At 73.5% G+C, this 22,923-nt stretch carries 18 protein-coding genes; 9 read left to right on the top strand and 9 right to left on the bottom strand.

Going from position 1 to position 22,923, the window contains the following annotated elements; all coding sequences use genetic code 11:
- Window positions 1–138 precede the first annotated feature (138 nt).
- Window positions 139–1,494 (top strand): UDP-glucose dehydrogenase family protein, encoded by a 1,356-nt coding sequence (locus ACL06G_RS19600; protein WP_412836426.1) that lies wholly within the window; start codon window positions 139–141, stop codon window positions 1,492–1,494.
- A gap of 42 nt (window positions 1,495–1,536) precedes the next feature.
- Here the strand turns inward: ACL06G_RS19600 and ACL06G_RS19605 are convergent, their stop codons facing one another.
- Window positions 1,537–2,103: a CGNR zinc finger domain-containing protein gene (locus ACL06G_RS19605; RefSeq protein ID WP_412785315.1), complete on the bottom strand. Its 567-nt coding sequence runs from the start codon at window positions 2,101–2,103 to the stop codon at window positions 1,537–1,539.
- A gap of 91 nt (window positions 2,104–2,194) precedes the next feature.
- On the opposite strand from ACL06G_RS19605, the gene ACL06G_RS19610 reads away from it, so the two are divergent.
- Window positions 2,195–2,563 (top strand): VOC family protein, encoded by a 369-nt coding sequence (locus ACL06G_RS19610; protein ID WP_412785314.1) that lies wholly within the window; start codon window positions 2,195–2,197, stop codon window positions 2,561–2,563.
- Between the two features lie 108 nt (window positions 2,564–2,671).
- On the opposite strand, the gene ACL06G_RS19615 is transcribed toward ACL06G_RS19610, so the two are convergent.
- Window positions 2,672–3,943, bottom strand: a complete 1,272-nt coding sequence (locus tag ACL06G_RS19615; protein WP_412785313.1) for an LCP family protein — start codon at window positions 3,941–3,943, stop codon at window positions 2,672–2,674.
- 129 nt (window positions 3,944–4,072) lie between these two features.
- Here ACL06G_RS19615 and ACL06G_RS19620 point away from each other — a divergent pair, with 129 nt between their 5' ends.
- Window positions 4,073–4,624: an acyl-CoA thioesterase gene (locus tag ACL06G_RS19620; protein ID WP_412785312.1), complete on the top strand. Its 552-nt coding sequence runs from the start codon at window positions 4,073–4,075 to the stop codon at window positions 4,622–4,624.
- A 101-nt stretch (window positions 4,625–4,725) separates the two neighbouring features.
- Here ACL06G_RS19620 and ACL06G_RS19625 read toward each other — a convergent pair whose 3' ends face one another.
- Window positions 4,726–5,721, bottom strand: a complete 996-nt coding sequence (locus ACL06G_RS19625; protein ID WP_412785311.1) for a mechanosensitive ion channel family protein — start codon at window positions 5,719–5,721, stop codon at window positions 4,726–4,728.
- Between the two features lie 233 nt (window positions 5,722–5,954).
- On the opposite strand from ACL06G_RS19625, the gene ACL06G_RS19630 reads away from it, so the two are divergent.
- Complete coding sequence (locus ACL06G_RS19630; RefSeq protein WP_412836427.1) at window positions 5,955–8,621, top strand: SCO7613 C-terminal domain-containing membrane protein; 2,667 nt, start codon at window positions 5,955–5,957, stop codon at window positions 8,619–8,621.
- Window positions 8,622–8,785: 164 nt separating this feature from the next.
- Window positions 8,786–9,070 carry an Rv0250c family protein gene (locus ACL06G_RS19635; protein WP_412785309.1) on the top strand — a complete coding sequence of 95 codons (285 nt, stop codon included), beginning with the start codon at window positions 8,786–8,788 and terminating at the stop codon, window positions 9,068–9,070.
- Between the two features lie 25 nt (window positions 9,071–9,095).
- Here the strand turns inward: ACL06G_RS19635 and ACL06G_RS19640 are convergent, their stop codons facing one another.
- Window positions 9,096–10,595 carry an LCP family protein gene (locus ACL06G_RS19640; protein WP_412785308.1) on the bottom strand — a complete coding sequence of 500 codons (1,500 nt, stop codon included), beginning with the start codon at window positions 10,593–10,595 and terminating at the stop codon, window positions 9,096–9,098.
- A gap of 173 nt (window positions 10,596–10,768) precedes the next feature.
- Between ACL06G_RS19640 and ACL06G_RS19645 the strand changes: the two genes are divergently transcribed.
- On the top strand, window positions 10,769–11,791 hold the full coding sequence (locus tag ACL06G_RS19645) for a glycosyltransferase family 2 protein (RefSeq protein ID WP_412785307.1): 1,023 nt from the start codon (window positions 10,769–10,771) through the stop codon (window positions 11,789–11,791).
- A gap of 48 nt (window positions 11,792–11,839) precedes the next feature.
- Here ACL06G_RS19645 and ACL06G_RS19650 read toward each other — a convergent pair whose 3' ends face one another.
- From ACL06G_RS19650 to ACL06G_RS19660, 3 genes are all read right to left on the bottom strand, one after another.
- Window positions 11,840–13,579, bottom strand: coding sequence for an LCP family protein (locus ACL06G_RS19650; RefSeq protein ID WP_412785306.1), 1,740 nt, complete (start codon window positions 13,577–13,579; stop codon window positions 11,840–11,842).
- A gap of 64 nt (window positions 13,580–13,643) precedes the next feature.
- Window positions 13,644–15,404: an LCP family protein gene (locus ACL06G_RS19655; RefSeq protein ID WP_412785305.1), complete on the bottom strand. Its 1,761-nt coding sequence runs from the start codon at window positions 15,402–15,404 to the stop codon at window positions 13,644–13,646.
- 512 nt (window positions 15,405–15,916) lie between these two features.
- Window positions 15,917–16,672 carry a TIGR03089 family protein gene (locus ACL06G_RS19660; RefSeq protein ID WP_412836428.1) on the bottom strand — a complete coding sequence of 252 codons (756 nt, stop codon included), beginning with the start codon at window positions 16,670–16,672 and terminating at the stop codon, window positions 15,917–15,919.
- A gap of 128 nt (window positions 16,673–16,800) precedes the next feature.
- Here ACL06G_RS19660 and ACL06G_RS19665 point away from each other — a divergent pair, with 128 nt between their 5' ends.
- From ACL06G_RS19665 to ACL06G_RS19675, 3 genes are all read left to right on the top strand, one after another.
- Window positions 16,801–18,210, top strand: coding sequence for a peptidoglycan recognition protein family protein (locus ACL06G_RS19665; protein ID WP_412785303.1), 1,410 nt, complete (start codon window positions 16,801–16,803; stop codon window positions 18,208–18,210).
- 237 nt (window positions 18,211–18,447) lie between these two features.
- The gene (gene manB / locus ACL06G_RS19670) at window positions 18,448–19,530 is read left to right on the top strand and encodes a mannose-1-phosphate guanylyltransferase (protein ID WP_412785302.1); all 1,083 of its coding nucleotides are present in this window, start codon (window positions 18,448–18,450) and stop codon (window positions 19,528–19,530) included.
- 13 nt (window positions 19,531–19,543) lie between these two features.
- On the top strand, window positions 19,544–20,548 hold the full coding sequence (locus tag ACL06G_RS19675) for a DNA-3-methyladenine glycosylase family protein (RefSeq protein ID WP_412785301.1): 1,005 nt from the start codon (window positions 19,544–19,546) through the stop codon (window positions 20,546–20,548).
- A gap of 25 nt (window positions 20,549–20,573) precedes the next feature.
- Here the strand turns inward: ACL06G_RS19675 and ACL06G_RS19680 are convergent, their stop codons facing one another.
- Together ACL06G_RS19680 and cofD are read right to left on the bottom strand one after the other, a co-directional pair.
- A complete protein-coding gene (locus tag ACL06G_RS19680; protein ID WP_412785300.1) occupies window positions 20,574–21,908 on the bottom strand; it encodes a coenzyme F420-0:L-glutamate ligase in 1,335 nt (444 codons plus the stop codon).
- A complete protein-coding gene (gene cofD / locus ACL06G_RS19685) occupies window positions 21,905–22,864 on the bottom strand; it encodes a 2-phospho-L-lactate transferase (protein ID WP_412785299.1) in 960 nt (319 codons plus the stop codon). The genes ACL06G_RS19680 and cofD overlap by 4 nt, the downstream gene beginning before the upstream one ends.
- Window positions 22,865–22,923: the final 59 nt, after the last annotated feature.

Raw genomic sequence — 22,923 nt, forward strand, 5'->3', positions numbered from 1 at the left:
TCCCGGGATGCTAATGACCGTTAAGTAACTCCCATGGTAGGGCCGGAAGCCGTGCCCGGCCTACGTGAGCTACATCTCCGGACTGCCCCCGATATGCTGCGGGCACGCGCTCGGTCCCGCATCGTTTTGGAGTAGTCCATGGCCCCTCCGGCATCGCCCAGGATCACTGTGATCGGCACCGGGTACCTCGGTGCCACACATGCGGCCGCGATGGCCGACCTCGGGTTCGAGGTGCTGGGTGTGGACGTGCTGCCGGAGAAGGCCGAGATGCTCGCGCGCGGTGAAGTGCCGATGTACGAGCCGGGGCTGGAGGAGCTGCTGCGCAGGCACGTCGCCGGCTTCGAGGGAGCCAGCGGCCGCCTGCGGTTCACCACCTCCTACGAGGAGGCCGCGGAGTTCGGCGACGTCCACTTCGTCTGTGTGAACACCCCCCAGCGGCACGGCGAGTACGCCGCCGACATGAGCTACGTGGAGGCCGCGGTCGAGTCCCTCGCGCCGCTGCTGCGCCGCCCCGCTCTGGTGGTCGGAAAGTCCACCGTCCCCGTGGGCAGCGCGGAGCGGCTGGCGGCCCGGCTCGCCGAGCTGTCCCCGGCGGCCGAGGGCGAGGTGGAGCTGGCCTGGAACCCGGAGTTCCTGCGCGAGGGCTTCGCCGTGAAGGACACGCTGCACCCCGACCGCATCGTGGTGGGCGTGCGCAGCGAGCGGGCCGAAGCCCTGCTGCGCGTGGTGTACGCGCAGCCGATCGCCGAGGGCTCGCCGTTCGTGGTGACGGACTTTCCGACCGCCGAGTTGGTCAAGGTCGCGGCGAACTCCTTCCTCGCCACCAAGATCTCCTTCATCAACGCGATGGCGGAGGTCTGCGAGGCGGCAGGCGGCGACGTGGCGAAGCTCGCGGAGGCGATCGGTCACGACGACCGGATCGGGCGGAAGTTCCTGCGCGCCGGGATCGGCTTCGGCGGCGGCTGCCTCCCCAAGGACCTGCGGGCCTTCATGGCGCGCGCCGGTGAGCTGGGCGCGGACCAGGCTCTGACGTTCCTGCGGGAGATCGACTCGATCAACATGCGCCGCCGCAGCCACATGGTCGAGCTGACGCGGGAGGCCGTGGGCGGGGCGCTGCTGGGCAAGCGGGTGGCGGTCCTCGGCGCCACCTTCAAGCCCGACTCGGACGACGTGCGGGACTCGCCGGCGCTCAACGTGGCGGGCCAGCTCCACCTGCAGGGCGCCCAGGTCACCGTCTACGACCCCAAGGGCATGGAGAACGCCCGCCGCATCTTCCCGACCCTGGGCTACGGGAACAGTGCACTGGAGGCCGTGCGGAGCGCGGATGTGGTGCTGCACCTCACCGAGTGGCGCGAGTTCCGCGAACTGGACCCGGCCGTACTGGGGGACGCGGTGGCCGTGCGCCGCATTCTGGACGGCCGGAACACGCTCGACGCGGAGCTGTGGCGCAAGGCCGGCTGGGCCTTCCGCGCGCTGGGGCGGCCCACGGCCTGAGCCGGAACTCCCCCTCCGGGGCGCGTGCGACGGGACCGCCCGTCAGAGCGTCGTCCCGTGGCCGGTCGTGCGCCGCCGGTCCCGGTAGGCGCGCATCTTCGCCCGGCTGCCGCACACCTGCATCGAGCACCAGCGGCTCCGCCCCGCGGGGCTGCGGTCGTAGAAGACCCACCGGCAGTCCTCCGCCTCGCAGGCCTTGAGTCGCTGCCAGGTGCCCTCGGCCGCCGCTGCCGCGATGTCGGCCGCGATCCGGGAGGTCAGCCGGCCGGCCCCGGCCGTCCCGGGGGCGGGCACCAGCCGGGCGCGGCCGTCGGGCGCGGTCCGCACGACCAGCGGCGCGTCCGCCAGGAGCCGGTTCAGCCGCTGCACGGCGGTGGGGTCCGGGTCGTGTCCGGCGTGCGCGAGGCAGGCTCCGCGCAGCGCCTCGCGCAGTTCCCGTACGGCGGGCAGGTCCGCGGTGGCCGGGCCCGGTTCACCGAGCCCGTGCGCGGTGAGGAACGCGGTCAGGGAGGGTCCGTCGACGAGCGTTTCCCGCTCGTCCTCGACGTCGTAGGTGTTCACCAGGTCCTGCACCAGAGCGAGCGGCTGCGGCGCCCTGCGGTTCGGCATGCCGTCAACGTTACCCATGTATGGGGTGATGCGGTAACGTCGTTACCGCATCACCCCATGAAGCAGTAACGCACAGCGAAAGGAACGCGTCATGGCTCTCGCGACGCTCGGCGCCACCGTCCTCGACTGTCCCGACCCCCGCGCACTCGCCGAGTTCTACGCCCGCGTGCTCGACCGGACGGTCGAGGGCGGCGACGACTGGTACGAAGCGGTCGGCCCGGACGGCCGGCGGCTCGCGTTCCAGCAGGTCGAGGGATACGTGCCGCCGCAGTGGCCGGGAACCGGGGGATCCCAGCAGTTCCACCTGGACCTGGACGTGCCGAAGGAGCGCATGGCCGAGGCGGAGGAGGAGGTCCTGGCGCTGGGGGCACGCCTGGTCCAGGGCGACGACGGAGGGAAGCGCGGCTTCCGCGTGTACCTGGACCCCGTGGGCCACCCCTTCTGCCTGTGCGCCTGCTGAGGGGCTCCCTCTCCTCCGGTCGGGACCGGGGGAGGAGGGGCGGGCGCACGGCGAGGGGCCGCGGAGACCTCACGTCTCCGCGGCCCCTCGGCCCGTGCCCGGGTGCGGTCAGGGGCGCCCGCCGGGGACGGTCACCTTCTCGCCCGCCTGGATCTGGCCCACCAGCTGCTCGACCCGCGCCATGTCCCACTGGAGGGAGCCGCCCGGGGCCGGTGTGTTGGTCAGCGGCATGTTCATCGACCGGCCGCCGCTCTCGCCGCCCGAGATGCCCTTCATCGCCCAGAACATCTCCATCAGGTCGAACAGGCTCATGTCCTTGTCGACCTTCAGCGTCTCCAGGCCCGCACCCATCGTCGGGTACAGCTTGAACGGGTTGAGGAGCGTGGAGGGCGTGGCGGTCTGGTCCGCCAGCGCGGACAGGAACTTCTGCTGGTTCTTCGTGCGCTCCAGGTCGCTGCCCGCCTCGTAGCGGTTGCGGACGAAGGCCAGGGCCTGCTTGCCGTCCAGCGTCTGCTTGCCCTTGCGGAAGTCGGAGCCGGAGTTCTTGTCCTTGATGTCGCGCGGGATGTCCATCTCCACTCCGCCGACGGCGTCCACGATCTTCGCGAAGCCTCCGAAGCCGATCTCCGCGTAGTGGTCGATCTTCAGCCCCGTGTTGTACTCCACGGTGCGGACCAGCAGCGTCGGCCCGTCGTAGGCGTAGGAGGCGTTCAGCTTGCTGCCGCCGCGAGCGGGGTACTCCTTGCCGCTCTCGGAACCGGTGAAGGAGGGGATCGTGACCCACGAGTCGCGCGGCAGCGACACCAGAGTGTCGCCCTCCGGGCCGACGTGCAGGATCATCATGGTGTCCGTGCGGCCGCCGTCGCTCGGGCCGCCGGTGTGGAGGTCCTTCATCTCCGCGTCGCTCATGCCGTCGCGGCTGTCCGAGCCGACGATCAGGTACGTGGTGCCCTCCGCGCTCTCCGGGCGTTCCTGCACGATGCCGAGGTCGACCTCGCGCCGGAGCTCGGAGTCCGCCCAGAAGTAGGTGCCCGTCACCCAGACCAGGGCCACCACCAGCACGGTCACGCATATGCGCTTGAACCGGCGCCCCGCGGACGGCCGGGGGCGCCCCGGGGCGGCACCGTAGGGGTCGTATCCGCCCGGGCCGCCGTGGCCGCCACCCCGGCCGCCGTAGACCTGGCCCTCGTTCCAGCCCGAGTCGTAGCCGGAGTCCGGATGCCCGGCGTAGGCGTCGGCGTAGCCGCCTCTGTCCTGCGGGGGGACGGAGGGACGCTGCCGCACGTGCGGCATGGCACGCGCACCCTCCGGGGTGGGCGCGGCGCTGCCGCGGCCGTACCGGTCGCTTCCTCGGTCGTACGAGTCGGGCCACTGGTTCATGCACGGAAGTGTGCACGCCCCGGGTACCGGACACACCCCCGGGGTCGGACTCGCAGCAAGGCTGTAGCAGAGCTGTCGCAAAAGCGCCTGGTCGAGGCGGCCGGAATGTCCGGGCTTAGGCTTGCGGGCATGACCGATCAGGCCCCTCCCGCCGCGGACGGTGCGATTCCGGGCAAGCCGACGGCTGCCGCACGCACCACTCTCAGCCACATCATGACCGCCAACGACACCAACCTCCTCGGCACCGTCCACGGTGGGGTGATCATGAAACTCGTCGACGACTCGGCTGGAGCTGTCGCGGGCCGGCACTCCGGCGGTCCCGCCGTCACCGCCTCGATGGACGAGATGGTCTTCCTCAATCCCGTGCACGTCGGAGACCTGGTGCATGTGAAGGCCCAGGTGAACTGGACCGGCAAGTCCTCCATGGAGGTCGGTGTCCGGGTGCTCGCCGAACGCTGGAACGAATCGACCCCCGCCGTCCAGGTCGGCAGCGCCTACCTGGTGTTCGCCGCCGTCGACGAGAACGGCCGGCCCCGTCCGGTGCCGCCCGTGATCCCCGAGACCGAGCAGGACAAGCGCCGCTACCAGGAGGCGCAGATCCGGCGCACCCACCGGCTGGCGCGCCGCCGTGCCATCAAGGAGCTGCGCGAGAAGCGTGCCGCGGAGGGCCTCGACGACTGAGACCCTGCCGTCCGAGAACGCCGGGCAAACGACGACGGCCCCGGCATCCCGCTCGCGGCGGGGTGCCGGGGCCGACTCGTCGGCCCAGCGGGACGCGGCGCTCAGAGCGCCGCGGCGTCCCTGCCCTTGGGGACCGAGGCACGGCTCTCCTCGCGCCCGCCGTCGTCGTGGCGCATCCAGACGGTGCGCTGCTGGAACGGGATCTCCACGCCCGCCTCGTCCAGGTTCAGCTTCACCCGGCGGCGCAGCTCGCGGGTGACGCCCCACTGCTGGAGCGGCTGCGTCTTCACCGCCATCCGCACCACGACGGCGTCGGCGTCCAGCGACTGCACGCCCCAGACCGACGGCTCCTCGAGCAGCAGCGCGCCCTGCTCCGCGTCCTCGTGCAGCTCGCGGCCGGTGCGCTCCAGCACCTCGTAGACCGTGTCCAGATTGGACTCGTAGGCCACGCCGACGTCCAGCACGGCGCGCGCCCAGTCCTGGCTGTGGTTGTTGACCCGGCGGATCTCGCCGTTGCGGATGTGCCACAGCCCGCCGTTCAGGTCGCGGACCTGGGTGAGCCGCAGCCCGATCTGCTCGACCTCGCCGACGGCCTCGCCCAGGTCGACGATGTCACCGACGCCGTACTGGTCCTCGACCATGATCAGCAGGCCGGACAGGTAGTCGGCGACCAGGCTCTGGGCACCGAAGCCGATGGCCAGCCCCACGACACCGGCGCTCGCCAGCAGCGGCCCCAGCGCGATGCCGACCTCACCGAGAATCATGGCCAGGGCCATGATCGCGATGACGACCGACGCGATGCTGCTCAGGACCGCACCGATGGTCTTGGCGCGCTGCTCGCGCCGCTCCTGAGCACGGCCGCTGTCGCGCGCGAGGACGGCCGGGCCCAGCCCGTTCCGCCGCTCCCCGCCCTCGCCGTCGGACGGCTGGAGAATGCGGTTCACCAGTCGGGTGATGGCCCGCTTGGCCAGTGCGCGGACGACGAGCGCCCCCACGAGGATGAACAGGATGCTCAGGGCCCCGGCGGCGATGTCGCCGGCGTGGTCCCGGAGCCAGCCCGGCACCTCCAGCGCCATGCTGGTCGGGTCCGCAAGCACGTGTGAGGCGTGCGCTTCCACTGGGATCTCTCCACTCCATCGACGGAAAACCGCTCGGTCGGAGCCTCCGAACGTACTCGGGGCCCATTTGCACGGTCAAAGCCCGGCGTCAACCCGACGCCTGCGCCCGACCGCGCCCGGCAGGCCGTTCCCGCCGAGGAGACGGGTACTCACGCCGATCTGAGTACCCGGACGGGTACCGCGACGGCGGCCGGTGCGCCACGCTCCGTCCCATGACGCACCGCACCCCGTCCGGCTGGTGCCCCGCCTGCGGCCGGCCGCTGCCCGACACCCACCCACCCGTCGCGCACTGCCCCCGGTGCGGCCTGCCCGTGACGGGGCCCGTCGCGGACCGGCTCCGCCACGTCGAGGCGGAACTGCACCGGCTCGACGCGCGACGCGGTGCGCTCGCCGCGCAGCGGGGCTCACTCCTCACCCAGCTGCGGGCGGCGGCTGCGGCGCCGGCGGGCTCCGCACACCCACCGGGCGCGCCGCCCCTCCCGCCGCCGTGGCCGCCCACCGCGCCCCCGCGTCCCCGCGAGGCATCGCCGCACACCGCGCGCAACGTCCTCCTGACGCTCGGCGGCGTCCTGCTGACCGTCGCGGCGCTCGCCTTCACCCTGCTGAGCTGGGGAAGCATGGGCATCGGCGGCCGGGCGGCCGTGCTGGGCACCGTGACCCTGCTGGCCGTCGCTCCGCCCGCCCTCCTGCTGCGGCGGACCCTGCACGCCACCGCGGAGGCCGTGGCCTCGGTGGGACTCGTCCTGCTGCTCCTCGACGCGTACGCCCTGCGGCAGGTGAGCCTCCGGGACACCGACCTCCTGGGGTACACGGCCGCCGCCCTCGCGGTGATCGCCGCCCTGTGGGCCGCGTACGGGCTGCTGCTCCCCCGGCCGCGGGCCGAACTGGGCGAACGGGGCCCGGGCCTGCGCCTCCCGCTGCCCGCGGCGGTCGTGCTGGCGCAGCTTCCGGTGCCGCTCCTGGCGGCCGCGGAGGGGGCCGGTGCGACGGGCCTGGCCTGGGCCCTCACGGCGACCGCCGGGGCCGACGCGCTGCTCGCTGTGGCGCTCGGCGGGCGGCGCCCGCTGCGTGCCGTACGGATCACCGCCGCCGTCGCGGGCCTGGTCGCGGCCGTGCCGGCACTGGCACTCACCGGCTGGTTGTCTGCGACGGCCCCCCACTTCCCGGCGGCGCTCCGGACCGGCGCGCTGTTCCTGACCGGCGCCGCCGTACTGCTGCTCGCCGCCCGGCGGGAACGCCGCCTCGCCGCGCCGCTGGGCAGCGGCGCCGGCCTGCTGCTCATCGCGGCCTCCGGCGGCCTGCTGCGGACGCTGGTGCCGGAGGCCACCTGGGTGATGCCCGGGTACCTGCTGTCCGCCGCGGCGCTGGCCGGTGCCCTGGCCGCCAGGACACCCGCCGTCCGCCGCCTCCGCCGGCGGTCCACCACGACGGGCCTGCTGCTGGCCGCGGCCGCGGTCCACGTCCTGGCCCTCGTGACCGCGGTGCCTGCGCTGGGGCAGGCCCTGCTCCAGCCGATGGCCCGGGTGGCGACGCCCTGGCAGGGCGCGCCGGCGGGAGCGGCCGGCGCGACCCTGCTGCCCGGATGGCCCTGGGCGGGGGATGCCGGAACCCCCGTGCTCCTCGCGGTTCCCGCCCTCGTTCTGCTGGCGGCCGCGCGTCTCCTCGCACCCGGAGCACCGCGGCGCACCGCGACCGCGGGCGCGGTGGCGCTCGCCGGCGCCACCGCGGTCGTGGCGCCACTGGCACTGGGGCTGTCCGCTTCCGCCGTGACGGTCTGGCTCGCCGCCCTGGTGGCGGTGCTGGTGGCGTTGCCGATCGTCGTGCCGGGCGAGGGCGTGGCGTTGACGGCGACGGTCGCGGCGGTCGTGGTCGGCGGCTCCGTCACCGGCTGGGCGCTGGCGGACCGCACCGCCACCGTGGTGGTGCTCGCCGTCCTGACGTGCGTCTTCGCCACCGCTGCCGGACTGCGGACCCGGCCGGCGGCCCGCACCGGGAAGGGTGCGACCCCGGCCCGGCCGGCCGGAGCCGTCGGCGCGGTGTGCGCCGCGACCGCCGTCCTCGCCGCGGCGGGCCTGGCGCGGGCGCTGCCCGCCGCGGCGGGAGCACCGGCACCGCACGCCGCGTTCGCGGTGCTGGGTGTCGCGGCACTCACGGTGCCGCTCGCGGCGCGGCTGCGCACCGTGCAGGCCCGCGACGGCGCAGCCCGCACGGGCGGAGACCACGCCGTCGACGCGCTCGCCGTGGAGTGCACCGGCTACGTCGCGGCGGGCTGGGCGGTCGTGCTGACGCTCGGCCGGCCGCCGCTGCTCGCGCTCGCCCTCGCCCTGTGCGGCGTCCTCGCCGGTGCCGTGGCGCTGCGCGCGGACCGCCGCCCGGCGGGCTACGCCGCAACCGTGCTGTTCCTGCTGGCCACATGGGTGCGGCTGTACGCGTCCCAGGTGAGTCTGCCGGAGGCCTACACGCTTCCGCCGGCAGCGGTCGCGCTCGGCGTCGGTGTGCTGCGGGCCCGCGCCGTGCCCGGGCTGTCCTCGTGGACGGCATACGGCCCTGCTCTGTCCTGCGCCCTGCTGCCGAGCCTGGTCGCCGTCTGGGGTGACCCCCACTGGCTGCGCCCGCTGCTCCTGGGCGCAGGCGCGCTGGGCGTGACGCTGCTGGGGGCGCGCCTGCGGCTGCGGGCGCCGCTGCTGGCCGGCGCTCTCGTGCTCGCCCTCGTCGCCGGGCACGAGCTCGCCCCGTACGTGACGCAGGTGATCGGTGCCCTGCCGCGGTGGCTGCCGCCCGCCCTGGCGGGAACCCTGCTGCTGGGCGTCGGCGCCACCTACGAGCAGCGGATGAGCGATGTCCGCAGGGTTCGTTCGGCCTGGCGCCGACTCGGCTGACCCCGGGTGCCACCGGGTGCCACCGGGTGCCCGGCCCTCCCCCCGGGGTGCGCGGGGGGAGGGACACGCCGCCGCCCGACCGCCCCGGCGTGCGCGCTGCAGGGCTTCCGTGGAAGCTGACGGGGACGGGCGTGACGACGACGGGGGTGCGAGGAGCGTGGGAGATGGCGAGCACGCCGGAGACGAGCGCCGCGGAACGGGCCGTGGTGGAACTGCGCAGGTGTGTCGCGGCGTTGCGTGACCGCTACGGGGACGTGCGTGCCGTGCAGCGCCTGACGGACGACGTGGAACGGATCGGTCTGGACCTGGCCGACGTGGTCGAGCTCGCACCGCGCACGGACGAGGGTCCGGCCGCGCGGCAGGACATCGTCGAGGTGCCCAGCGCCGCCTACGACGAGCGGATGTGGCGCGGTGGGGACGACGAGGGGGTCGGAGGCCCGCACGGCTGACGCCGGCCGGAACGCGCTTCCGGCCTCAGTCGCAGGTCACCTCGTCGCCGGTGACGGCTTCGAAGTCCTTGCCGTCGCCGTCGCTCGCCGCGGCCTGGAACGGGTCCGCGGCGCGCACCGGGTGGACCGCGGAGAACCGCTTGCCGAGCGTGACCTCCATCAGCGGTCCGCGACCGGCGTCCTTCACCAGGCGCGCTCCGGGGAAGGCGGCCGCGACGGTGCGCACCGAGCGGTTCCAGCGCGGGTCGTAGCTGATGACGGTTCGCCGCACGTCCTGCCGCTCCGCGTTCCGCGGCACGCCCGTGGTGCGGAACCCGGTGCCTCGCAGCGCCCGGTCGGTGCGGCCGGCGAGACCGGTGCGCGTGGTGCCGTTGAGCACCTGGACGTCGACCTGTGCGGGCGGGACGTCCACGGGGGTGGCGGAGCGCTTCCCGGTTGTGGCGCCGCCGCCTCCCGGGCCCGTGCCGTCCTTCGTCCCGGAGCCATCGGTGAGCGGCCGGTCGCGGCGCAGCGCTTCGAAGAGGTGCGACGCCCGTTTGCGGTCCCACCGCACCGTGGACCCGACGCCGTCCACCCGGTGGTCCGCGTCGGCGACCGGCACCGAGACGAACTCCGACGACGACGGGGAGACGCCGCGCATGGCCTGCGCGAGGGCCATCATCTCGTCGCTGCCGAAACCCGCGTCGGCGCGCACCGAGCCGAGGAGGGTGGAGGTCACCCTGCTCAGCTTCACCGGGTTGGTCAGCACGCCGGTGGCGGTGGCCTTCCCGATGAGGGCGGCCAGGAAGCGCTGCTGCCGGTGCATGCGGCCGAAGTCCGAGCCGCCGTCGACGTGCCGGGCGCGGACGTAGGACAGCGCCTGCCCGCCGTCGAGCCGGGAGGTGCCGGCGGGGAGGTCGAGGCCGGAGTAGTCGTCCTGGAGCGGACGGACGGTGCACACCTCGATGCCGCCCAGCACGTCGACGGTCTTCATGAAGCTGGCGAAGTCGACCTCGAGGTAGTGGTCGACGTGGACTCCGGTCGCCTTCTCCACCGTGCTGACGGTGAGATGGGGGCCGCCGTGCGCGTACGCCGAGTTGATCTTCGCGGGCAGTGCGCGGTGGCGTTCGCGGGTACGGCCGTCGGTGTGAGGGGGGAGCTTCACGTACGAGTCGCGCGGGATGCTCACCACGCTCAACCGCTTCCGGTCCTCGGAGACATGGACCAGCATCAGGGTGTCCGTGCAGTCGCACGAGGTGCCGCCCAGCCGGTTGTCCCGGCGCTGCCGGTCGGTCAGCCCGGTGCGGTCGTCGATGCCGACCACGAGGAAGTTGAGGCCGTGCCCGGTGGCCTTCGGCCGGTCCGTGAGTCCCAGGAAGGGGTCGATGCGCCGCAGGTCCCCGGCGAGTCCGGTCACCAGGGCGTGTCCCACTCCGCTGGTCGCCAGGACCAGGACGGCCAGTCCGACCGCCAGGCGGAGGCCCCAGTTGGGCCGGCCTCTGCGCCGCCGTCCGCCGGAAGCGTGCTCGGACACGGCTGACCGCATGCGGGAGCGGGGCGGCAGGGGCAAACGGCACCTCCACGACGGCGGACAGGATGTCCGGATGATGACAGTAAGCACATACGATCAGCGGGCGGGTGGTCACACGCCGCAGCACGCGTTCGGACGCACCCGGTCGGAGTGCGGGACGGTCCCTCGTACGCGGTAACGTGACCGCTGTGACTCCCTCCGTTCTCCCCGCAGTGTCCGTGATCATGCCGGTTCTCGATGAAGAGCGGCATTTGCGTAACTCCGTCCGGCACATCCTGGAACAGGAGTACGAGGGGGAGCTGGAGGTCGTCATCGCCCTGGGGCCGTCCACGGACCGCACGGACGAGATCGCCGCCGAACTCGTCGCGGAGGACTCCCGGGTGCACACCGTCCCCAACCCCACCGGCCGGACGCCTGCCGGCCTCAACGCGGCCATCGGGGCGTCCCGGCACCCCGTCGTCGTCCGCGTCGACGGCCACGGCATGCTCTCCCGGGACTACATCGCCACCGCCGTCCGGCTGCTGGAGGAGACGGGGGCGGCCAACGTCGGCGGCATCATGCACGCCGAGGGGGAGAACGACTGGGAGCACGCCGTCGCCGCGGCGATGACGGCGCGGATCGGCGTGGGCAACGCCGCCTTCCACACCGGTGGCCGCGCGGGGCCCGCCGACACCGTCTACCTCGGCGTCTTCCGCCGCGAGGTGCTGGAGCAGCAGGAGGGGTACAACGAGGAGTTCCTCCGCGCCCAGGACTGGGAGCTGAACTTCCGCATCCGCGAGGCCGGCGGTCTCGTCTGGTTCTCGCCCGACCTCCGCGTCTCCTACCGCCCCCGCCCCGACGTCCGTGCGCTGGCCCTGCAGTACCGCAACTACGGCCGCTGGCGGCGCGTCGTCGCCCGCTACCACGCGGGCTCGATCAACCTGCGCTACCTCGCGCCGCCCGCGGCGGTCTGCGGCATAGCCGCCGGGCTGCTGGCCGGCGCGACCCTCACTCCCTGGGCGTTCGCCGTCCCGGCCGGATACCTGGCGGCCATCACCGCCGGGTCACTGCCCGCCGGCAAGGGACTTCCCCTCGGGGCGCGCGTCCGGATACCGCTGGCGCTGGCGACCATGCACATGTCCTGGGGCTGGGGCTTCCTCACCAGCCCCCGTGCACTCGCCCGCAGGGTCATCGCCTCGCGCCGCCCCGCGAAGTCCTCCGCCGCGGGCTGAGAAGCACGGCGGCCGAGGCCGTCCGGCCCCGGCCGACTCCGGTGGAGGTCACCACCGGTAGGGCTCGTAGACCTCCATGCAGGCGCCCCGGTCGGAGCCGTTGAGGGAGTCGGCGCTGTCCGGGATCGAGCCGGCCTCGGGGGCCGAGTAGTACTCGCCGGAAGGCCAGTCGGCGCCGACGACCAGGGTCACCGACTGCACTCCGGCCGAGGCCTCCACCGATGCCTTCGGGAAGCCCAGGGCCTCCGCGACCGCCTGCGCCTCGCTCCGTGCCTGCTCCCCGCCTGCCTCAGGGTAGGAGAGGGTCGTCTCCTCCTGCGGCTGCTGTGCGGCCAGGGCCACGGCCCGGGCGAACCCCGCGCCCTGCAGGTGTGCGGTGACCTCGGAAGCACGGCCGTCGACGGCCTGCCCGCCGCCCCCGGCGGTGCCGTTGAGGACGCTCACCGGAACGGCGCCCGCGGTGCGGGCCCCGTCCGCGGGCGACGCCGACGCGGAAGGTGAAGCGGAGGCCTCGTTCGCCGGACCGGGATCGGTGCTCGACGTCCCGTCGGACCCTCCGTCGCCGTCCTTCCCGTTGGAGTCCAGCGGCACGTCCTCCTGCAGCATCGACCAGATGCGCGACGCGCCGGGCCCGGGGAGGAGGTGGTTGGCGTTCGCGGGATCCTGCACCGTCGGCATGGTGGCGCTGGTGACGCGGTCGGTCGGCACCGTCCTGAACTGCCGGCCGAGGTCGTACAGGGCGTCGACGCTGCCGATCTCCTGCGAGACGGTCAGGGACTTCGTGGCCGCCTCCGCCAGGTCCAGCAGACGCCCGGTGTCGGTGAACACGCTCTGGGACTTCAGCTTGCGCAGCATCGAGTTGAGGTACATGTGCTGCGCCTTGGCGCGCCCGAGATCGCTGTAGAAGGCGTGCCGGGTCCGCAGCCACTGCAGGGCGGTCCGCCCCTTCACCGAGTGCGTACCGGCCGTCAGTTTGAGGCCGGAGCCGCCGGGCACGCCGGGCAGCGCCCGGTCCCAGACGTTCTGCTTCACGCAGACGTCCACCCCGCCGACGGCGTCGGCCATGGCGACCACGCCCGCGAAGTCCACGGTCACCCAGTGGTCGATGTAGACGCCGGTCAGTTTCTCCCAGGTCGCCAATGTGCAGCCCGGACCGCCACGTCCGAGGGTGCTGTTGATGAGGCCGTTGACGGCCGGGTAGCTCTGCCCCGTCGCGGCGTCCGTGCACTCCGGGATGTCCACACGGGTGTCCCGGGGGATGCTGACGAGCGAGGCGTTGCTCCGGTCGGCGGAGAGGTGCAGCAGCATCTGGACGTCGGCCAGGGGCTTCTGCCCGACGCTGTCCCGGCTGCCGCCGAGGTCCAGGTTCTTCTCGGAGTTGCGGCTGTCCGAGCCGATCACGAGGACGTTGAGCGGCGTGTTGCCCAGGGCGTCGGGTTCCGGGGCCTCCAGTCCTCCTTCCACGGCGCTGCGTTCGCCGGTCTCCAGGTTCCCGTTGAGGTGCCGGAACCAGAGGTAGCCGCCACCGGCGGCCGCGAGGAGAAGCAGCGCCAGGACCACGGATATCCAGCGGAATATGCGGCGACGGGGCCGTCTTCCCTGCGCCGGCGGCGCAGTGTTCCCGGGGTCCGGGCTGCCGGGGGCGTCGGACGTCGCGGTGTCATGGGCCCCGCTCCGCGGTTCCGGGGGTCGGGTCCGTTCGGCGAGAGCGCCGTTCGGCCCCGCTCCGCCGGCCGAGGGCGCACCGGTGCGTCCCTTGCCGCCCCGGATGTCGTCCTGTTGCCGCACGGGGCCTCTCCATCCTGATGTCTGCGCCGTCCCGGCCGCGGAGTGCGGCCGGGACGGCGGCGGGTTAGTCGGCGCAGAGGCTCTTGTCGTCGGCTTCGACCTTCTTGACGTTGTCGGGCAGCTTCTCCGGTGCCTCCAACTTCTGCCCGGGTTCGACGAAGTCGTTGCCGAGGGTGAGTGTCATGGCCTCCTGCGGACCCGCGTCCTGGGAACTCCGTTCGAGTGCCGAGGCCGGCAGGCCCATCAGCTCGGCCAGGGTGGCCGCCTGCGAGGCCTGGTCGGGCGCGTACTCCAGCCGTGTCTTCGCGATCTCCTGCGGGGCGTTCCCGGCGTTGGTCGACAGCGGCATGCCCTGCTCGGTCTGCATCCAGGTCACCGTCGTCTGCGCGGATCCCGTCGGCGCACCACCGTTGAGGATGTCGACCCGGACCTCGGAAGCGGGGGCCTGCTCGACCTTGTCCAGGTCGGACTTCTTCGCCTTCCCGCCGCCCTTCTTGCCCGTCTTCGTCAGGGACTTGTCCTGCTGGAGCATCTGGAAGATGGGCCGGGCCTTGGCCTCGTCCTGTATCACCGTCGCCGGATCGTCCGGATTGTCCAGCACGGGCACGGTGAGGAACGAGATGTTCTTGGTGTCGATGCGCCGGAGGTCCTTGGCGAGATCGGTGAGGTCCGAGACGCTGGCGATCTTGTCGTCCACGGTGAGCGACTTGGTGGCCACCTGTGCCAGGTCCAGCAGCTTGCCCGGGTCGGTGAGCGTGTCGCTGGACTTCATCTTCCGGATCATCGAGGAGAGGAACTGCTGCTGCAGTTCGATGCGGCTCAGGTCGCTCCCGAAGCCGACGGAGTGGCGGGTGCGGACGAAGGCGAGCGCGTCCTCTCCCTGGATCGTGTGGCGCCCCGCGCTGAGTTGCAGGTGCGACTTCGGGTCGTCTATGTCGTGGGCCAGGCAGACCTCGACGCCGCCCACCGCGGTCGAGAGGTTCTTGACGGCGTTGAAGTCCGCCATCATGAAGTGGTTGATCTCCACGCCGGTCAGTTCCTGGACCGTGCGCCAGGTGCACGTCGGGTCCCTGCCGTTCTGGCCGAGGCTGACGTTGAAGCGCTGGTTCTCGGTGCCCGGGACGACCTCCTTGGAGCCGTCGTCCTGGTAGACCGGGCAGTCCGGGATGTCGACGATCATGTCGCGGGGGATCGACAGGACGGTGGCGTTGGACCGGTCCTTGGAGACGTGCAGCAGCAGCGAGGTGTCCGCGTGCCCCACGCTGCCGGTGTCGCCGTAGCCGGTGTTGCCCTCGCCCGTCCGCGCGTCGGTGCCGAGCAGCAGGATGTTGAGCGGCCCGTCCGACGTCGCGGGGTTCGTCAGGTCCCCGGCGTTGACCTTGTTGATGTTGCCGTTGAGCTCGTGCAGGAGCCAGGCGCCGCCGACGCCGGCGACGAGCACCAGCAGGCCGAGTATGCCGCCGCTCCACTGCAGGGCACGCTTCTTGCCGCTGGCCTTCGGGCGCGACTTGCGGCGGCCGTTGCCGCCGCGCGGGCTGCCGGGGTCCTGTGGGCCGCCCTGGCGCCGGCGCCCCGTCTCGGTGGCGCGACGGCCGCGCTGCGGCGGCACGTAGCCGTCGGTCTCCGCGCGTTGACCGTGTGTGCGGCCCTGGGAGGCTGCTGCTCTCTGCCGCGGCGCCGCCCTGCGGTCGGCGGTGGCGTGCGTGTTGCGGTGGTTGTCGGCGGCAGGCTGCGACCGGAATTCGTAGGTGCCGGTGGTCGGGTCGAACACCCACTGATCGGCCGGGTCGATGTCGCCTGCGTGTCGCCGGCCTTGCGCGTCCACGGTGCGAGAGTCCTCCATTGTGCGCCTGGCGCCCCCGCAGGGGCGGACCGGATCGCTCACACTATCCGGCGGTTCCCCGAATCGGCGATGACGGTGGCCGAGGCCACTGCGTGCATATCGGGGCATTTCCTCCGAGTTGCTCCCTTGTCGGGAACGCGGAGCCGTCAGCGTGAGTGGGCTCACGGTATGCGGAACCGTCCTGTCGGGACGAGACGGTTGTCGTGCACGGTGCTGTGCTGTGCATCACCCTTACGAGGAGTTGATCGTACACGTCTGCCAACGGCGCCTCTGGGCGGTCTTGCAGGGATCGAGAAGGATGTGAAGTCCGTGCGGTGGCGTGTTCCCGCACGGATCCCGTTGTCCTCCACGAGCCCTTCGTGCCGCGCGGCGGGAGCCGACTCTCCGGTGCGGTGCGGGCCCGCCGCGGAGGCGTACGGACACCGCACACCCGGTCGGACGAACGAGGGGCGGAGAAGGTTGCAGGTGGCATCGGACCGGGTCGCTCGCCGGCGTCACTCCGCGAGGTGCGTCACGCGTTCGCTCTCGCGCCGCTTCTCCAGTGCCGCCTCCTCGAGGTCCTCCGCGTTCCGGCAGAGGACGACCGACCCTCCCGCGGTCAGCGGGGCGAAGAGTCCGGCGGACACTCCCGCCCAGTCGGCGAACGGGCGCCGGGTCAGCAACCGCGAACCCTTCTCCAGGCCGCGCCGGGCGGCGTCCTCGGTGGCCCGGGCCACCACCTGTGCCCCGCTCAGTTCCTCGCCGCCGGGCAGGCCGAGGGCCGGCGCCTGAGGGTCCACCGGCGCGAAGGGGGAGAAGCGGTCCCCCTGCCCGGGGACTTCGACGGCATAGTCGAGGAAGCCCTCCGGTGGTTGAGGGAAGCGCACTCCCATGGGGCGCAGGCCGAGTGCGACCCGCTCGCCCCGGCAGGCCCGCGCCGCCTCCAGCGACTCCGGGCCGGAGACCACCAGGTCCGCCCGGGCCGGATCCCCGTGCAGGTCGGCCGTCACCCCTGTGGCGGAGCAGGCCAGTAGCCACACGGTCGTCTGCCAGTGCGCCGGCAGCAGGAGCGCCAGCCGGTCGCCCGGCTCGGCGGAGAGGTCGCCCTGCAGCAGGTTGGCGGTCTTCGCCACCCAATTGGCCAGGGTGGCGACGGACAGTTCGACACGTTCACCGGTGGCGTCGTCGTAGAAGGTGACCAGCGGGCGGGCGGGGTCCTCGGCGAGCGCGGAAGACAGCAGGTCGGCGGGGGTGCGGTCGGCGGTGTTCATCCGCGCCAGGGTACGCCCCGGACGGTGCGTCACCGGGGCGGCCGCACGGGCGGCGGCCCCGCGGCAGGGCGACAGGGCGTCAGTTCCCGAATGGACAGAAACCACCAAAGCTGCACATTGTCATATGTATGCGTGCACTTCTTGTCACTTCGCTCGGTGTGCTCTCCACCGCGACTCTGATGCTCTCGCCCGTCGCCGCGGCCGCCCCCTCCGGCGCCCCCGGCACTGCCGAGAAATCCGGCTCCGCGCACCCGAACCTCCCGCACGGTGCCGCAGCACGGGAACTTCCCGGACGCACCCAGTCCCTCCCGCTCGCCCCGGCAACGGCCCAGGAGACGGCACCGGCGACCGGAACGCGGGCCGGGACGGACGCGGCCGGAACCGGAGACGCGAGCACCACCCCGTCAGCATCCCCGGGGTGGGCGCCGGCGCTGTCCCGGCACAGCGTCCACCCCTTCTCCCTGGTCGGCATGGTCTGGGACGACGCGTCCGAGCAGCTCGACACCGAGGTGCAGTTCCGCACCCGGCGCGCCGCCGACGGCACCTGGTCGCGCTGGCGCACCCTGGAGAGCGACCCCGACCACGCCCCCGCCTCGACGGCGCACGTCGACGGCGAGCAGGTGCAGCGCGGATCCAGCGCCCCGCTGTGGGTCGGACGCTCGGACGCCGTCCAGGTGCGCGTCCCCTCCGCCGGCTCCCTCCCGCGCGGCCTGCGCCTGGAGTTGGTCGACCCCGGCCGCTCCCCTGCGGACACCGCCGTCTCCCGGACGCCCGCGGGCGGACCGCGCGAGGCGGGCTCCGGGACGTCCGGCGACACGTCCGCCGCTGCGCCCCGCGCCGCACTGCCCGAACTGACCAAGGAGGAGACGACCGAACTCGCCCGGCAGGAGGGGTTCGCCCCGCTCGAGGCCGACACCCGAGCGGACGGCGGGCCGTACGTGGGTCCCCGCCCGGGCATCGTCATCCGCCGGGGCTGGGGCGCCGACGAGAGCATGCGCGAAGGCGGCTACGCCTACGGCAGCGACGTCAGGATGGCCTTCGTGCACCACACGGCGGGCAGCAACAGCTACTCCTGCAAACGGGCCCCGCGCATCATCCGCAGCATCTACCGCTACCACGTCAAGAGCCTCGGATGGCGGGACATCGGCTACAACTTCCTGATCGACAAGTGCGGAACCATCTACGAGGGCCGGGCCGGCGGGGTGACCGAGACCGTGCGCGGTGCCCACACCCTGGGTTTCAACAGCAGCAGCATGGGAGTGGCCGTCCTCGGGGACTTCGGCAGCAGGGAACCGTCGAAGAAGGCCACCGACGCGATCGCCAAACTCACCGCCTGGAAGCTCGGGCTCTACGGCGTCAACCCCCGGGGCCGCACCCGGGTGACCTCCGAAGGCGGCAAGTGGCACAAGGGCGCGCGGGTACGGATGCGCACCGTCTCCGGGCACCGGGACGGCTTCGCCACCGAGTGCCCCGGCGAGCAGCTCTACCAGGAGCTGCCCTCGATCCGTGCGCTCGCCGCCGACCTCCAGGGCCGCTGACCTGCCCGTCCTGCCTCCGGTCGGTGTGCCGGTCGCCCCACCGTCGGCACGGCCCCTCGGCTTAGACTGGCCGCCGACCACCCGGAGGGGGCCAGGGCGCGTCCGGAGCAGGGGGCACCGCGCCCGCACGCCTCTCCCGTTGCGAGCGGACGGCACCGCACGTGTCCCGTGCCGGCGACGCGGACGGAGCCGGCGTGGCGACACGATCCGGTCCCGGCAGGAAGCAGAGACGACAAGGTGACAGAGGCGATCCTCCTGGTCGGAGGCAAGGGCACCAGACTGCGGCCCCTGACCGTGAACACGCCGAAGCCGATGGTCCCGGCCGCGGGGGTGCCGTTTCTCACCCACCAACTGGCCCGCGCACGGGCCGCAGGCGTCGACCACGTCGTCATGGCCACCTCCTACCTCGCGGAGGTCTTCGAGCCCCATTTCGGGGACGGCACGGACCTCGGCCTGCATCTGGAGTACGTCACCGAGGAGGAACCCCTCGGCACCGGAGGCGCCATCCGCAACGTCGCCCCGCGCCTCTCGGCCGGCCCCGACGAGCCGGTGCTGATCTTCAACGGCGACATCCTCACCGGCCTCGACATCGGGGAGCTGGTGCGCAGGCACGGCGACACCGGGGCGGACGTCTCCCTGCACCTGACCCGCGTGGCGGATCCCCGGGCCTTCGGTCTCGTCCCGACCGACGCCGACGGACGGGTCACGGCCTTCCTGGAGAAGCCGCAGACGCCGGAGGAGATCGTCACCGACCAGATCAACGCCGGTGCGTACGTCTTCAACCGCTCCGTGATCGACACCATCCCCGACGACCGTCCGGTCTCCGTCGAACGCGAGACCTTCCCCGCCCTGCTCGCCCGCGGCGCACACCTCCAGGGCATGGTCGACTCCACCTACTGGCTCGACCTCGGCACCCCGCAGGCCTTCGTCCGCGGCTCCGCCGACCTCGTGCTGGGCCACGCCCCGTCCCCCGCCGTCCCCGGCCGCCGCGGCGAGAGCCTGGTCCTGGAGGGGGCGACGGTGGCCGAGGACGCGAAGCTGACCGGCGGCACCTCCGTCGGCCCGGGGGCGGTGGTCCGCTGCGGCGCATGCGTCGAAGGCAGCACCCTGCTGGAGGGTGCGGTCGTCGAGCCCGGCGCCCTGGTGCGGGACTCCCTGGTCGGCGCCGGCGCACGCGTCGGCGCCCGCACGATCCTGGACGGCGCCGTCATCGGCGACGGCGCCGAGGTCGGACCGGACAACGAGCTCCGGGACGGCCTCCGCGTATGGTGCGGAGCGCGCATCGGGGCCGGCACGATCCGGTTCTCCTCCGACATGTGAGGTGGTGCTCCGCATGAGCCGACGAGGCACCCGCCCGTCCCCGGCCGACGGGACGCCGCTGCCGCGGCCGCGGCCCGGGAGTTCCCCGGCCGGCCGGGAGGTCGGAGACGGCACGTGCCGGACCTGGGACCCGGGCGGACCCTACGCTCTCGCCGGCAACCTGCGCGTGCTGCGTCGCGGCCCGTACGACCCGACCTGCCGCACCGCGGCCGACGGCTCGGTGTGGCGCACCATGCGCTCGCCCGCCGGGGCCGTCACCCTGCGGATCGCCCACCCCGGACCCGTCGTCGAGGCGCGGGCCTGGGGGCCGGGCGCCCCTTGGGCCCTGGACCGGCTGCCCTCACTGCTGGGGGCCGACGACGACCCCGGCGCCTTCGTCGCGCACCACCGGCTGCTGCGGGAGGCGCACCGCCGCAACCCCGGTCTGCGGCTGGTCCGCACCGGACTGGTCATGGAAGCCCTGATCCCCGCGGTGCTGGAGCAGAAGGTGACCGCCGAGGAGGCGCACCGCTCCTGGCGCCGCCTGGTCCGCCGGTTCGGCGAGCCCGCCCCCGGTCCCCACCAGGACCTGTACGTGATGCCCGGCCCGCGCACCTGGGCGCTGGTGCCGTCCTGGGAATGGCACCGGGCGGGCGTCGACGGCAAACGCTCCGCCACCGTCCTGCGCGCGGTGCGCCGCTGGTCCCGGATGGAGGAGGCCGCGCGGATGGCGCCCGACGCCGCCCTCGCACGGCTGTGCGCCGTCCCCGGCATCGGGCCGTGGACCGCGGCGGAAACCGTGCAGCGCAGCAACGGGGACCCGGACGCCGTGACCGTCGGCGACCTGCACCTGCCCGGGATCGTCGGCCACGCGCTGGCGGGGCGACGGGACGCCGACGACGAGGAGATGCTGCGCCTGCTCGCCCCGTACGCGGAACAGCGGCAGCGGCACCGGGCGACCCGCCTCCTCCTGACCACCGGCCGGGTCCCGCCGCGCCGCGCGCCGAGGATGCCGCGGGTGGACATCGCCCGGTGGTGACGGCGCCCCGCCGGGGCGGCCGCCGTCAGCGCACCGCGACGAACTCCGCCACGGGCCGTGGTGCCCGCTCCCGCGGCGGCGACGCCGCCTGCCCGATCGCGACGGCACCCATCGGGTCCCAGTGCTCCGGCAGCTCCAGCACCTCCCGGACCACGTCGCGGCAGAACATGGTCGAGGAGATCCACGCCGAGCCCAACTGCTCGCCGGCCAGGGCCACGAGGAAGTTCTGGATGCCGGCGCCGTTCGCCACCACGAACATCTCGCGCTCCGCGGCGGCCCGCCGCGCGTCCGGGTAGCGGTGCGCGCCGTCCGCGACCAGGCACGGCACGGCCAGGTAGGGCGCGTTGCGCAGCACGTCGCCGCGCCGTATCCGCCGCGCGATGCTCTCCTCGCTCCTGCCGTCCGCCCGGAGGTCCGCGATCCAGGCGTCCCGCATGGCGTCCAGCAGCCGCACTCGCGCCCGAGGTGTCTCCAGAAGCACGAACCGCCAGGGTGTCGTGTGGTGGGGCGCGGGGGCGGTCAGCGCGGCGGCGACGGCACGCCGGACGGCGGCACCGTCCACCGGGTCGTCGGTGAATTCCCGGACCGTGCGGCGCAGTGTCACTGCCTCGCGCACGGCCTCCGAGGTGCCCAGGCGGAACATGTCGAGCCCGGCGTCGCGGACCAGGGCGCGGGCCGACGTCGCCGTGCCGCCGCCTTGCGCGGCGCCGTCCGGGGACACGTGCCGGTCGAGGCCCCGCACCACGGCGACCGGAAGTCCGTCGGCCTTGCCCTTCACCAGTTCGCCGGCCGCGGCCAGTTCGTCGCCGACCGCCGTCACCGTCACGCCGAGGGGGTTGCCGTGCGCGTCGGTGCCGCCCCGCAGGTCCTCCAGTACCCGGACCCCCGCGGCGCCGATCGCGACGTCGGTCTGGCCCTCGCGCCACGGGCGGCCGAAGGTGTCCGTGACGACCACGCCGACCTCGACTCCCAGCACGTCCCGCAGGCCGTCGCGGATGCGCTCCGCGGAGGCGTCCGGGTCCTCGGGGAGCAACAGCACCGTTCCGGCCGGGGTGTTGGAGGCGTCGACACCGGCCGCGGCCATCACGAAGCCGTGGCGGCTCTCGACGATGCGCGCCGGGCCGCGCCGCGCGACCACCCGTACGGTCTCGGCGTCGACGGAGGCCTCACGATCGTCGGCGGCGACGCAGCGTCCCTCCGCCTTGCTGACGATCTTGGAGGTGACGACCAGGACGTCCCCGTCCACCAGCCCGGGCCCCGCGGCGTCCGAGGCGGCGTCGGCGATGAGCCCGGCGAGGTCGTCGCCCTTGCGCACCTCGGGGATGCCGGGCAGGGCCCAGACCCGGTATCCGGGGCTCACGCGCGGACCTCCTCGGCCAGGGCGAGGGCTTCCCGCGCCATCGCTGCCGTCGCCTCGATGCCGGTCATCATCAGCGGCACGGCGCGGCAGCGGATGCCCGCCTGCTCCACGGCGGGAGCCGACGCCTCGTCGGCGGTGTCCACCAGCCAGCCGTCCAGCAGCCCGGACCCGTAGTGGGTCGCGACCGCCTCGGCCGTGGACTCGACGCCGATCGCTGCCAGCACCTTGTCGGCCATGCCGCGCACGGGGGCGCCGCCCACGATGGGGGAGAGGCCGACCACCGGCACGTCCGCCTCGGCGATGGCCTCCCGGATGCCCGGGACGGCCAGGATCGTGCCGATGCTGACCACGGGGTTCGACGGCGGGAAGAGGACGACGTCCGCTTCGGCCAGGGCTTCGAGAACGCCGGGGCCCGGCTTCGCGTGTTCGGCCCCCACCGGGACGATCGCCTGCGCGTCGAGCGAGGCGCGGAGCCGGATCCAGTACTCCTGGAAGTGGATCGCCCGGCGTTCCCCGTCCTCCTCGACGGCCACGTGGGTCTCCACCCGGTCGTCGGTCATCGGCAGCAGTCGTACGCCCGGCTGCCAGCGGGCGCAGAGCGCCTCGGTGACCTCGCTCAGCGGATAGCCGGCGGCGAGCATCTGCGTGCGGACGATGTGGGTGGCCACGTCCCTGTCGCCGAGGCCGAACCACTGCGGCTCGACGCCGTACTCCGCAAGCTCCTGCTTCACGGCGAAGGTCTCGCCGGCCCGGCCCCAGCCCTGCTCCTCGTGGATGCCGCCGCCCAGCGTGTACATCACGGTGTCGAGGTCGGGGCAGACCTTCAACCCGAAGAGATGGATGTCGTCGCCGGTGTTCCCGATGACGGTGATGTCCGCGTCGGGTGCGGCGGACCTCAGGCCGCGGAGGAAGCGGGCACCGCCGATGCCCCCGGCCAGAACCACAATGCGCTGCATGGGGCCAGTCTGGCAGTCGGAGGAGGGCAGGGGGAGCCGGGCCTCGGCGGGTGGGTGCC

Source organism: Streptomyces callyspongiae, from assembly GCF_047200695.1.
GTDB lineage: Bacteria > Actinomycetota > Actinomycetes > Streptomycetales > Streptomycetaceae > Streptomyces.